Source organism: Cupriavidus sp. 10L43_2 (assembly GCF_056395265.1).
Genome location: NZ_JBFTJE010000029.1, coordinates 1 through 11,891, shown reverse-complemented (window position 1 = coordinate 11,891; position 11,891 = coordinate 1). Strand labels below are relative to the sequence as shown.

Annotated in this window: 13 protein-coding genes and 1 pseudogene; 4 read left to right on the top strand and 10 right to left on the bottom strand. The window is 68.1% G+C overall.

Annotated elements, in window-relative coordinates; translation table 11 throughout:
• The 9 genes from AC1DEL_RS26765 to phnG all read right to left on the bottom strand — a co-directional run bounded on the left by AC1DEL_RS26765 (window position 1) and on the right by phnG (window position 7,153).
• Window positions 1-513: a hypothetical protein gene (locus AC1DEL_RS26765; protein WP_092301965.1), complete on the bottom strand. Its 513-nt coding sequence runs from the start codon at window positions 511-513 to the stop codon at window positions 1-3.
• 174 nt (window positions 514-687) lie between these two features.
• Window positions 688-1,260 (bottom strand): MOSC domain-containing protein, encoded by a 573-nt coding sequence (locus AC1DEL_RS26760; protein ID WP_441645054.1) that lies wholly within the window; start codon window positions 1,258-1,260, stop codon window positions 688-690.
• Window positions 1,260-2,468: an alpha-D-ribose 1-methylphosphonate 5-triphosphate diphosphatase gene (locus AC1DEL_RS26755; RefSeq protein ID WP_092301971.1), complete on the bottom strand. Its 1,209-nt coding sequence runs from the start codon at window positions 2,466-2,468 to the stop codon at window positions 1,260-1,262. The genes AC1DEL_RS26760 and AC1DEL_RS26755 overlap by 1 nt, the downstream gene beginning before the upstream one ends.
• 15 nt (window positions 2,469-2,483) lie before the next feature.
• On the bottom strand, window positions 2,484-3,221 hold the full coding sequence (gene phnL / locus AC1DEL_RS26750) for a phosphonate C-P lyase system protein PhnL (RefSeq protein ID WP_477110809.1): 738 nt from the start codon (window positions 3,219-3,221) through the stop codon (window positions 2,484-2,486).
• Window positions 3,222-3,226: 5 nt separating this feature from the next.
• The gene (gene phnK, locus AC1DEL_RS26745; protein ID WP_477159223.1) at window positions 3,227-4,003 is read right to left on the bottom strand and encodes a phosphonate C-P lyase system protein PhnK; all 777 of its coding nucleotides are present in this window, start codon (window positions 4,001-4,003) and stop codon (window positions 3,227-3,229) included.
• Complete coding sequence (locus AC1DEL_RS26740; protein ID WP_477126442.1) at window positions 4,000-4,896, bottom strand: alpha-D-ribose 1-methylphosphonate 5-phosphate C-P-lyase PhnJ; 897 nt, start codon at window positions 4,894-4,896, stop codon at window positions 4,000-4,002. The genes phnK and AC1DEL_RS26740 overlap by 4 nt, the downstream gene beginning before the upstream one ends.
• Window positions 4,893-6,038, bottom strand: a complete 1,146-nt coding sequence (locus AC1DEL_RS26735) for a carbon-phosphorus lyase complex subunit (RefSeq protein ID WP_477126441.1) — start codon at window positions 6,036-6,038, stop codon at window positions 4,893-4,895. The genes AC1DEL_RS26740 and AC1DEL_RS26735 overlap by 4 nt, the downstream gene beginning before the upstream one ends.
• 1 nt (window position 6,039) lies before the next feature.
• Window positions 6,040-6,675, bottom strand: a complete 636-nt coding sequence (gene phnH, locus AC1DEL_RS26730) for a phosphonate C-P lyase system protein PhnH (RefSeq protein ID WP_092301983.1) — start codon at window positions 6,673-6,675, stop codon at window positions 6,040-6,042.
• A gap of 1 nt (window position 6,676) precedes the next feature.
• The gene (gene phnG / locus AC1DEL_RS26725; protein WP_092301986.1) at window positions 6,677-7,153 is read right to left on the bottom strand and encodes a phosphonate C-P lyase system protein PhnG; all 477 of its coding nucleotides are present in this window, start codon (window positions 7,151-7,153) and stop codon (window positions 6,677-6,679) included.
• A gap of 192 nt (window positions 7,154-7,345) precedes the next feature.
• Here phnG and phnF point away from each other — a divergent pair, with 192 nt between their 5' ends.
• From phnF to AC1DEL_RS26705, 4 genes and pseudogenes are all read left to right on the top strand, one after another.
• Window positions 7,346-8,080, top strand: a complete 735-nt coding sequence (gene phnF / locus AC1DEL_RS26720; RefSeq protein WP_092301989.1) for a phosphonate metabolism transcriptional regulator PhnF — start codon at window positions 7,346-7,348, stop codon at window positions 8,078-8,080.
• A 96-nt stretch (window positions 8,081-8,176) separates the two neighbouring features.
• Entirely contained in the window at window positions 8,177-9,409 is a 1,233-nt protein-coding gene (locus AC1DEL_RS26715; RefSeq protein ID WP_477126440.1) for an alpha-D-ribose 1-methylphosphonate 5-triphosphate diphosphatase, read from the top strand.
• Window positions 9,406-10,146 (top strand): DUF1045 domain-containing protein, encoded by a 741-nt coding sequence (locus tag AC1DEL_RS26710; protein ID WP_477126439.1) that lies wholly within the window; start codon window positions 9,406-9,408, stop codon window positions 10,144-10,146. Before AC1DEL_RS26715 ends, AC1DEL_RS26710 begins: the two co-directional genes overlap by 4 nt.
• A pseudogene (locus AC1DEL_RS26705) lies at window positions 10,143-10,520 on the top strand (phosphonate metabolism protein/1,5-bisphosphokinase (PRPP-forming) PhnN); the annotation flags it as partial. The gene AC1DEL_RS26710 and the pseudogene AC1DEL_RS26705, both read left to right, overlap by 4 nt.
• Before the next feature lie 36 nt (window positions 10,521-10,556).
• Here AC1DEL_RS26705 and AC1DEL_RS26700 read toward each other — a convergent pair.
• Window positions 10,557-11,891 (bottom strand): IS3 family transposase gene (locus AC1DEL_RS26700; protein ID WP_477159222.1). Its coding sequence is split into 2 segments (ribosomal slippage), with 1,336 coding nucleotides annotated over them: window positions 10,557-11,443 and window positions 11,443-11,891; the frame shifts between segments, so codons are not numbered across the junction. This gene is flagged as partial in the annotation.

Below are 11,891 nucleotides of genomic sequence, written 5' to 3'. Positions count from 1 at the left end.
TTACCGGATCTCCGCGCAAGCGCCGCTTTTCGGGTCGAACAGCACCGGCCACGCCTGCTCGTAGATACCCGGCGTGCAGTGCTTCTCGCAGCGGGCATGGGCCAGCGTCACCCGGCGCGGGTCCTGCCACACCATCAGCTTGCAGCCGCTGCCGTCAATTGCATGCAGTTCTATGTGTGGCGTCTGCTGTACCTGCTTGAAATCCTCCAGATCGAACGTGCACGAACCCTTCCGGGACACCCAGAGCTTCCATTTCAGCGTCTGCACGGCATTGCCCGTGACCTTGACCAACGCGTCTTCGCGGAAGCCATCCTCCTCGGTGCGCTTGCAACTGCCAGACAGGTTGATCACGCGCGCCGCGATGGGCGTGGCGCGGCTTTCAGGCGGCGGTGGGTAGGGCTTGGGGGCGGTGGGGCCCTGCATGGGCGCCGAGCGGTCGGCCAGCATCGGCGGCGTGCACGCCGCGCACAAAAAAACAGCCAGCATGGCTGGCAGTGTGGGTTTGAACGGCATGCTGGCTCCTCGGTGCGATCCGGCCGTCATGCATGGCGGCCCGCCTCCCTTATATATATAGAGGACGGCGGCCGGAACGCGAGCGGGAGGGGATCGGGACAAGTCCTGAGGAGCGCGCCGGCTCCGGCAATCTATAGTGAGAGAATGCCCGGCACGTGCCGGGTCTCGTACTTGTCAGACTCGCTCCAGCCGCCTGTGCGGCAGCGGCGGCAGGGTGGTCTCGATACCCTGACCGGGCCGCACCACGCCGCCCGCCACCACCACGCCCATCACGCCAGCCTTGCGCACGATCTCGCCGTGCGCATCCTTATACACCACCTGACTCAGCAGCCCTTCACGGAACTGCTCGATCTGCGCACACGGGTTGCGCAGCCCGGTGATCTCGATCTGCGCATCGCCAATCCGCAGGCGAGTGCCGACCGGCAGCCCGAGCAGGTCGATGCCGGCCGTGGTGATGTTCTCCCCCAGTTCCCCATAACCGATGTCGAACCCGGCCGCCGCCAGCGCCGCGTGTAGCTCGGCGTGGATCAGGTGGACCTGACGCAGGTTCGGCTGGGTCGGGTCCACGGCCACGCGCGAGCGATGCTTGACCGTGGTGCCGGCATGGGCGTCGCCTTCCACGCCGATGCCGGGCAGCAGCCGGATGGACGTCTCGCGCGGCTTGCTGAAGCCGTGCACGGGGCTGCGGCTGACCCCCACCACCTGCGCCAGTCCGGCGGCTAACCCGGCGGGAAGTCCGGTCCCCATCAGGCGACCTCGCGCATGGCTTCGCGCGGCACGGCATGCTGCACCGCGCCAGCCGGGTAGCCGGCCGAGAACACCAGCCGGCCCGCCGACCACGTGTGCGTGACCATCGGCTGCCCGGCCACGGTAGCCACGGCGATCAGGTCCGCGCGCAGGCCCGGCACCAGGCGGCCCCGGTCGTCGAGCAGGCAGGCGTCGGCGGGGTTGGCGGTGACCAGCGCCAGCGCCTCGTTGAGCGGCAGATCGGCCTGCCGCGCCGCGGCGTAGGCCGAGGCGATCAGCGTGGACGGCTGGTAGTCCGAGCAGAGGATGTTGCCCACCCCGGCTTGGATGGCGTCGATGGCGCGCATCGACCCGCTCTGGCTCTTGCCGCGCAGCACGTTGGGGGCGCCGAGGATGGTCGGCAGCGCATGCGTGTTCGCCGCGCGGGCGGTTTCCAGGTTGATCGGGAACTCGCTCATCCGCACGCCGAGTGCCTGCATCGCGGCAATGCGCTGGGGGCTGTCGTCGTCGTGGCTGGCCGTGGGAATGCCCAGCTCGTGCGCCCGGGCCACCAGCCGGTTCACGCGCTCGTGCGCGCCGTCCAGTTCGGCCGTCTTCTTGGCGGCGGCGTCGGCGGCTTCCTCGCGGCTCATGCCGTGGTTGCCCATCATGTACGAGAGATAGGCGTCCAGCGTCTTGAACTGGCCCTGGCCCGGGGAGTGATCCATCACGGAGAGCAGGTCCACCACGCCTTCGGCCATCAGCATTTCGAGCACGGGCACGGCGGCGGCGTCGGTCACCTCGTAGCGGCAGTGGATGCGGTTGTCGACCAGGCTACTCGCACGGTACGCGGCCACGGTGCGCACCAGCGTGGCGGCCGTCTCGTTGTTGCGCACGCCGAACTGGTTGCTGGCGAACGAGAGCGCGTGGTACGGCGTGGTGATGCCGGCGGCGGCGTTGCGGCGGTCCACCTGCGCAACGGCGAAGTCCAGCGGGAACAGCACATTGGCGCGCGGCTCGGCTTCCTTCTCGATGGCGTCGCAGTGCACATCGATCAGGCCCGGCATGACCGCGTGGCCGCGCAGGTCGATCACGGTGGCGTGGGCCGGCACGGCAGCCGGCGCGGGTTCGATGGCGGCGATGCGGCCATCCTCGATCAGCAGGGCGCTGTCTTGCAGCACGCGGTCCGGCAGGACCAGCGTGGCGTGGGTCAGGTAGGTGGTGGTCATGGGGGCGGTCGTCCGTCAGGCGATGGCGGTAGCGGGTTGCAGCGGCAGCAGGCGCGTGGCCACGGCGTCGCGCACGGCTTCGTCGTGGAAGATGCCGATCAGCGCGCGGCCTTCGGCCAGGGCTTCGCGGATCAGGCCGATCACCACGGCGCGGTTGTCGGCGTCGAGCGAGGCGGTGGGCTCGTCCAGCAGCAGGATCGGATGGCCGCCGATCAGCCCGCGCGCGATGTTCACGCGCTGCTGCTCGCCGCCCGAGAAGGTGGCCGGCGGCAGGTCCCAGAGGCGGCGCGGCAGGTTCAGCCGTTCGAGGAGCACGGCGGCGCGGGCGCGGGCTGCCTCGTGCGAGGTGCCACGCTGTTCGAGCGGCTCCGCCACTACGTCGAGCGCCGAGACGCGCGGAATGGCGCGCAGGAACTGGCTGACGTAGCCGATCACATGGCGGCGCAGGTGCAGGATGCGTTGCTCCGGGGCCTGCGTCAGCTCGACCCACGGCGCGCCTTCGGCGCTGGTATCACGCAGGCGGATGGTGCCTTCGGTGGCCAGATAGTTGCCGTAGAGGCAGCGCAGCAGCGTGCTCTTGCCGGTACCGGAGCGGCCGGACAGCACGAGGCATTCGCCGCGCGCGGCGTCGAAGTCGATCGCGCGCAGCACGGGCAGGCGGATGCCGCCCTGGTTGTGCAGCGTGAACATCTTCCCAAGGCCGCGTACCTCGATCAGTCGCTCGGCAGGGGTGTGGAGGTTGTCGGTGGACATCGTCGTCAGCCTTGCAGGATGGAGGAGACCAGCAGCTGGGTGTAGGGATGCTGGGGGTCGTCGAGGATCTGGTCGGTCAGGCCCTGTTCGACCACGCGGCCGCCCTGCATGACCAGCGTGCGGTGGGCCAGCAGGCGGGCGACGGCCAGGTCGTGGGTGACCAGCACGGCGGCGAGGCCGAGATCGGTCACCAGGCGGCGCAGCAGGTCGAGCAGGCGGGCCTGTACGGAGACGTCGAGCGAGGCGGTCGGCTCGTCCATGAAGACCAGGCGCGGATGGGTGACGAGGTTCCGCGCGATCTGCAGGCGCTGCTGCATGCCGCCCGAGAACGTGCCGGGCACGTCGTCCAGCCGGGCCAGATCGATTTCCATCTTCTCGAGCCAGGCGCCGGCCACTTCGCGCAGGTTGCCGTAGTGGCGCTCGCCCACGGCCATCAGGCGCTCGGCGATGTTGGCACCGGCGCTGACCTGCATGCGCAGGCCGTCGCGGGCATGCTGGCGCACGAAGCCCCAGTCGGTGCGCGCCAGCAGCCGCATACGGGCGCTGGAGAGCGTGGCGAGGTCGGTCAGGCCCGATTCGCGCATGTCATAGCTGACGCTGCCGCGCTGCGGCGGCGCCTGCATCGACAGGGCCTGCAGCAGCGTGCTCTTGCCCGAGCCGGATTCGCCGACCACGCRGAGCACTTCGCCCGGATAGAGGTCGAAGCTGACGTCGTGGCAGCCGTGCAGGCCGTCCCAGGTGCGCGTGAGGTGGCGGACGGAAAGAAGCGGCGTGGCGGTCATTGGCACACTCCCGCGGCTTCCACGGCCTGCGCGGCCTGGCGGTCGGCGCAGTACTCGGTGTCGGAGCAGACGAACATGCGGGTGCCGGCGTCGTCGGTAATGATTTCGTCGAGGTAGCTGTCCGTGGCGCCGCACTGGGCGCAGCAGCTCGACCACTTCTCCACCGTGAACGGGTGATCCTTGAAATCGAGGCTCCGGACAGAGGTGTACGGTGGCACGGCGTAGACGCGCTTCTCGCGGCCAGCGCCGAACAGCATCAGCGCGGGGCTGCGGTCGAGCTTGGGGTTGTCGTACTTCGGAATGGGCGACGGACGCATCATGTACCGCTGGTTGACGATCACGGGATAGTCGTAGGTCGTGGCGATATGCCCGTGGTGGGCAATATCCTCGTAAAGCTTCACGTGCATGGCGCCGTACTCGGACAGCGCGTGCATGGTGCGCGTCTCGGTCTCGCTCGGCTCCAGCCAGCGCAGCGGCTCGGGAATGGGCACCTGGTAGACCATGGTCTGGCCTGCGCGCAGTGCCGTTTCCGGAATGCGGTGACGGGTCTGGATGATCGACGCCTCGGCGGTGCGCTCCGTCGTCTGCACGCCGGTCACGCGGCCGAAGAAGCGGCGGATGTTGATGGCGTTCGTCGTGTCGTCGGAACCCTGGTCGATCACCTTCAGCACGTCCTGCTTGCCGATGATGGCGGCCGTCACCTGGATGCCGCCGGTGCCCCAGCCATAGGGCAGCGGCATTTCGCGGCTGCCGAACGGCACCTGGTAGCCCGGAATCGCCACGGCCTTGAGCAGCGCGCGGCGCAGCATGCGCTTGGTGGATTCGTCGAGGTAGCCGAAGTTGTAATGATCGTCGCGGGCGACGGTGGCCGGATGGGCGATGGTCTGTGTCATGCCAGCGTTTCCTCTTGGGTGGCGGCTTGCGCGGCGGCATGCGGCGCGGCCGGGGCGGCGGCGTTGGGCGCAGCGGCTTCCTGCTCGGCACGCAGGCGGCGCAGCAGTTCCAGGTTGGCCTGGAAGTCGACGTAGTGGGGCAGCTTCAAATGCTGGACGAAGCCCGAGGCCTCCACGTTGTCGCTGTGATAGAGCATGAATTCGATGTCGTTGGCAGGGGCGTCGGCAGCTTCGCCCAGCTCCGCCGCGCGCATCGCGCGGTCCGCCAGCGCCATCGACATGGCCTTGCGCTCGTTGTAGCCGAACACCAGCCCGTAGCCGCGCGTGAAGCGGGGCGCCTCGTCGGCATTGCCACTGAACTGGCTGACCATCTGGCACTCGGTCAGCTCGACCTCGCCGATCGTCACGGCGAAGCCCAGTTCCTCGACGAACAGTTCCACCTCGGCCGTGCCGTAGCGGATCTCGGCCGCGAACGGGTGCGAGTTGCCGTAGCCGCGCTGGGTCGAGTAACCCATCGACAGCAGGAAGCCCTCGTCACCGCGCGCCAGGTTCTGCAGGCGGGCGGCGCGGTCGGCCGGGAAGGTCAGCGGCTCGCGCGTCAGGTCCGGCGGGGCGGGGTCGCCGGGCGGGATGGCGTCGGCTTCGACCAGTGCATCGGCTTCCAGCAGGCCCGTCACGCGCGGCATGCCGGCGGCCAGCGGCTGGGCGGACGGCGGCAGCGGTTCCGGGTCGCGGCCGGCTTCGAGCGAGAAGTCGAGCAGGCGCTGGGTGTAGTCGTAGGTCGGGCCGAGTACCTGGCCGCCCGGCACGTCCTTGAACGTCGACGAAATGCGGCGTTGCAGGCGCATGGTGCCGGTATCGAGCGGCTGGGTGTAGCCGAAGCGCGCCAGCGTGGTGCGATAGGCGCGCAGCAGGAAGATCGCCTCGATCTGGTCGCCGGCGGCCTGCTTGAGGGCGAGGGCGGCGAGGTGCGGGTCGTAGAGCGAGCCTTCGGCCATCACGCGGGCCACGGCCAGCGGCATCTGCTCGCGGATCTGGGCGAGCGTGAGTTCGGGCACCGACGTATCGCCACGGCGATAGGTGTCGAGCATCTGGTACGAGTTCAGGATGGCGCGTTCGCCTCCCTTCACGGCTACGTACATGTCAGTTCTCCCCGTGCGTCAGGTGCGTGGTGCGCGTCAGTGCGCAGAATTGGTCGCCGCTGGCCAGCAGCAGGTCGACGCCGAGCGGGAAGCCGGCGTTGTTCGCGGCCCAGCTGGCCTGGAAGTCGGCGGGCAGGCCGGTGACGGTCAGCGCCTGCGTGGTCTCGATGCCGGGGCCGCGCAGCGTGAGCGTGTCGCCTTCGGTCAGCGAGGCCACTTCGACGATCAGCGTGGCCGAGCGGTCCGGGTAGGCCGGCTGGCCCTGGGCGCAGTCGGCGAGGGCGGGCATCGCATGGCCGGCCGGCACGCAGACGAAGGTGGCGGCGTCCAGTTGATCGACCAGCGGGCAGCCGCAGTGGAAGCGCAGGAAGGCGCGCGCCGGGGCGGAGACGTCAGCGGGCAGCCAGACCGGCGTGTCGGGGTCGGCCAGCGTCAGCAGCAGCGCGGCCAGCGCGGGCGAGAGGCCCTCGGGCACGCCGCTGGTGGCCGGCAGCGACGCGAGTCGGCCCGGATGGGCGAAGGCTTCCAGCGTGGCGCGGAACACCTGCTGGGCGTCATCGACCGGATTGTCGAAACCGGGCAGCAGCGAGGCGGCCGGGGTGCCGAAGTTCGGCAGATTCGATTGCGTGGTGGGCATGTCAGTCCTCTCCGCGTGCCATCGTGAAGAATTCGACGCGCGTCTGCGCGGCGGTGGCGGCCTGCTGCGCTGCGCGGTCGGCAAAGGCCTGCGCCAGCGGGGCCAGGACGAGGTCCGTCACGCGCTGGTGCCAGGCCGGAAGCTGGAGCAGGGCGTCCAGCACGGCGGCCTGCTCGGCGTGGCGGGTGCCACGGCCCTGTACATAGGCGACGCCGGCGGTCCCACCGGTTTCGCCATCCTCGATCACCACGGCGCAGCGCGTGACGGTCATCTCGCCCAGATTGAACTGGGCGCCCGTGCCGCCAGCGCGGCCTCGCACCATGGCCATGCCCGACTCCGGCTTGCGCAGCAGGCGGTAGGCCGGCAGTGCCGCCGCCTCGCCGAGCCGCGCGTAGGCCGCTTCCAGCGCGTCAGACCGCGCCAGAGCCAGGGTTCGCAGCCATGCGGCGCGTGCCGCATTGGTTTCGCTTTGCATCATCACCCCTATACGTCTATACGTTTAGATGTAAAATACCACAACACGGCGATACTAGACCACAGCCACATGAAGCTTTCATGACGCGCTGGCCGACCCGGAGCGGATTGATCGGGCACGCCACGCGGGCGCTCCGTGTGAGGCACAATCGCACGGTATTGAATGACGATGAAAGCATGATGAAAGAGGGAAGCGATGTCTGAACGGGAAGTCGAACGTGGCTCCGGCGTGGCCGTGTGGCGCCAGATTGGCGAGGCGCTGGCGGACGACATCCGCAACAAGCTCTATGGCCCTGGCGAGCAGTTGCCGCCCGAACCGGAGCTGGCCACGCGCTTTGCCGTGAACCGCCACACCATCCGGCGCGCCATGGGTGAGCTGGAGCTGAGCGGTCTGGTGCGCATCGAGCAGGGGCGCGGCACCTTCGTGCAGGAGCACGCCATCGACTACGCCATTGGGCGCCGCACGCGGTTCTCGCAGAACCTGGCCGCGCAGGGCATGCGCGGGCATATGGAGATCCTGGGCAGCCAGGTGATCCGCGCGCCGGAGGTGGCCAAGCACCTCGGTCTGGCGCGCAATGCCGACGTGCTGCACGTGCAGATGGTGGGCAAGGCCGAGGAGCGGACCATCGACGTGGCCGAGCACTACTTCGACCCCAAGCGCTTCCCGGGCATGGAGGAGCAGGTGCGCGCCAAGCTGTCGATCTCGCGCGCGCTGGCGCACTTCGGCATTGCCGACTACACGCGCAAGTGGTCGCGCATCACCGCCGCCATGCCGAGCGCCCCCGTGGCGCGGCTGCTGAACCAGCCCAAGACGCGGCCGGTGCTCCAGGTGGAAGCGCTCAACGTGGACATCGACGGCGCACCGCTGCAATACAGCATGACCCGCTTTGCCGGAGACTGGGTGCAGCTCACCGTCTCCGACAGCGACTGAATCCGGGTGCGCCGCGAGTGCGGCGCTTGCATCGCATTGGTCTAGACATCCGGTGTAGACATGCGAGTGTCATCAACCAGGGGTAGTGTGTTGCCCATGCCTACGACAAACCAAACTCATTCGGCGCGGCTGGCCGGCATCACGGGTCGCCGTGTGCTGGGCGCGGCCGCCATTGGCCCGGCAACGCTGGGCTTCGACCACGGCAGCGTCGCCTCGCCGCAGCAGGCGCCCGAGAGCGGCCCCTGCATCGATGCGGGCGATCTGCTGGTGCTGCCCGGCATCGTCGACATCCATGGCGATGCCTTCGAGCGTGCCGTGATGCCGCGCCCCGGCGTGAGCTTCCCGTACGCGGGCGCGCTGCTCGACGTGGACCGCCAACTGCTGTCGCACGGCATCACGACCGAATTCCACGGCGTGACGCTCTCCTGGGAAGGCGGCCTGCGTGGCGAAGCCTACGCGCTGCGCATGTTCGATGCCCTGGCGCACTTGCAGCCGGTGCTGGGCGCTTCCCACAAGGTGCACCTGCGCTTCGAGGCCTATCACCTCGCCGGCGTGGAGACCGCGCTGTCCTGGATGGCCGATGGCCGCGTCGGCCTGCTCGCCATCAACGATCACCTGCCGATGATGGCGCGCAAGATGGCCAACGACAGCAAGCTGGCCCAGTACGCCGAGCGCGCCGAGTGCGACCCCGAGACCTTCCGTACGCGCCTGCGCACGGCCAGCCGCAACGCGCAGGACGTGCCGGCGGGCGTGTCCAGCCTGATCGCGGCCGCCCGCGCGGCGGGCCTGCCGGTGGCTTCGCACGATGACCCGGACCTCGCCACGCGCCAGCACTATCACCGCCAGGGCTGTCATATCGCCGAGTTCCCGCTGACCATCGAGGTCGCAAAGCTCGCCCGCCAGATCGGCGACGAAACCGTGTTCGGCGCGCCCAACGTGGTGCGCGGCACCAGCCACACCGGCGCCCCCAACGCCACCGAGATGGTGGCGGCGGGCCTGTGCACGGTGCTGGCCTCTGACTATTACTACCCCGCGCCGATCCAGGCCGCGTTCAAGCTCGCGCAGCTTGGCGCGGTCTCGCTGGCCGAGGCGTGGCACCTCGTCTCGCGCAACCCGGCCCGCGCGGCTGGCCTGCGCGACCGGGGCGTGCTCGCGCCGGGGCTGCGCGCCGACGCCATCCTGGTCGATGACAGCGTGCCGGGCCTGCCACGCGTGTGCGGCACCATTGTCAACGGTGAGCTGAAGCACGCCACGCGCGTGCTGCCGATGATCGACATCGCCGAGGCCCGCTACACGGCGGATGGCGACGAAGGCAGTCTGGCCGCATGACGATGGCCGCACCGCGCTTCGCGATCTACCTGGCGCCGGCCGAGCCGTTCCGCACGTTCGGCGCGCAGTGGCTGGGGCGCGATGCCGATACCGGCGCGCCGCTGCCACTGCCCAAGGATCTCGGGCCGCGCCCGGATGCCTGGGTGGCGGCGCCCGCCCACTACGGCCTCCACGCCACGCTGAAGCCGCCGTTCCGGCTGGCGGCGGGCACGGATGGCCCGATGCTCGATGCCGCCGCGCGTGACTTCGCGCATGGCGTCGATGCCTTCCACGCCCGGCTGACGCTGCGCGCGCTGCGCGGCTTCCTCGCGTGGTGTCTCGATGACGGCACAGAGAGCCACGAAGGCGCCCGCCAGATGCACGCGCTGGCCGATGGCTGCGTGCTGGCCTTCGAACCGTTCCGCGCGCCGCCCACCGAGGCGGAGCTGCGCAAGCGCAAGCCGGACCAACTGAGCGCCGCCCAGCGGCGCATGCTCGAGGCGTGGGGCTACCCCTACGTGTTCGAGACCTTCACCTTCCATATCACGCTCACCGGCATGCTCGACGCTGCTGCGGAAGCCGCCGCGATCGCGCAACTCGCGCCGGCCAGCCAGCAGCTCTGCAGCGCGCCGATGCATGTCGATGGCATCGCCGTGTTTGTGCAGCCCGAGCCCGGCGCCGACTTCCTCGTCGCGCGCCACTATGGCTTTAACGGCAGCACGCGCGATGGCGCCGGTGCAGCCTGGCTCGCATCATGACGATCTATACCCGCGCCAATCCCCACACTGATCCCCACGCGGACGGCCACGGCCTGTTCTACGTGATGGGCCCCTCCGGCAGCGGCAAGGACTCGCTGTTGCGCGCGCTGCGCGAGCGGCTGGGCCCGCAGGACCGCGTGGTGGTGGCCCATCGCTACATCACGCGCGCCGCCGATGCCAACGAGGCCTCGGTGGCGCTGTCCACGGACGAGTTCGCGCGCCGTCGGGCGCTCGGCTGCATGGCGCTGCACTGGCACAGCCATGGGCTGGACTACGGCATCGGCGTGGAGATCGAGGACTGGCTCGCGCGCGGGCTCAAGGTCATCGTCAATGGCTCGCGCGAGTACCTGCCGACGGCCGTCGCCCGCTATCCGGGGTGAACTGACCCCCAGAAGTTGGACGGTTGATGGCTAGGCCGGAAAGGGCTGAGTCCTGTATTGCACGGGACTCAGCCCTTTTAGTTTGAGCTTGATGCGGTCATGATTGTAGTAGTGAATGTATTGGCGCAGTCCATCCTGCAGTTGCTCGATGCTGGTGAACTTGTTCAGGTAGAAGAATTCGGACTTTAGGATGCCGAAGAAGCTCTCCATGGCAGCGTTGTCGAGGCAGTTACCTTTGCGCGACATACTGGGACGGACACTGYGCTGCTTGAGCATCGATCGATAGGACGCCATTTGGTATTGCCAGCCCTGATCCGAATGCAGGATCGGTCGGTCCTTGGGGCCGAGTCGAGCAAACGCCTTCTTGAGCATTTTGCTTACCATCTCGAACAACGGACGCCTGGCCATCTCGTATGCGACGATCTCGCCGTTATGCAGGTCCAGCACCGGCGAGAGGTATAGCTTCTCGCCGGCGACGCTAAATTCGGTCACATCGGTTACCCATTTCTGATTCGGACGCCCGGCGTGGAACTGCCGTTGCAACACGTTGGGCGCAACTCGGCCCACCGCACCTTTGTAAGAACGGTATTTCTTTGGCCGGACGAGAGACTTCAGGCCCATGGCTTTCATCAGGCGCTGAACCGTCTTGTGGTTGACGATCCATTCCGCTTTCCGAAGCGCCGCCGTAATGCGGCGGTAGCCGTAGCGACCTTTGTGCTGCGCAAACAGCTCACGGATTCTTGCCTTCAGTTCCGCATACCTGTCCTGCGCCTGAAGTACTGTTTGCTGATAGTAGAAGGTGCTTCGTGCCAGGCCTGCGACCTTCAACAGCCCCGCCAATGGATACTGCCGCCTTAGCTCAAGCACTATTTGCGCTTTTTGGGTTGCGCAGATTTCTTGTTCGCTTGAACTAAGGCGTCGAGTTTTTTTAGGTAGGCGTTCTCCATGCGCAGGTAGTTCAGCTCGTCAATGAGCTCCTCGCGCGTGCGCGTGCGATCACCAGATGGCTTCGGTGGCTTTGCTTTGGGAGTGGGTGGCGACATCTTCCTGGGACGCCCTTTTGGGCGCGATGACAAGGCCTCTATACCCCCTGCATCATACTGGCRTTCCCAAATGCCAATCGCACCGAAGTTGCGAATATCGAACCATGCTGCGACTTCGCGATGCGACAACCGCTGGCTTCGCATCCGCTTCAGCACGGCAAGCTTGAACTCGGCGCTGTAGTGCGTGTACTTCCGTTTGATGCTCGCCGCGCCATGCAGGCGGTATCCCGCCACCCAGCGCCGTACTGTTCCGCTGTCTATTTCATGGCGTTTGGCGATCTCACCATAGCCTGCCTGACCGTCCAGGTAGCTCTGGATAACT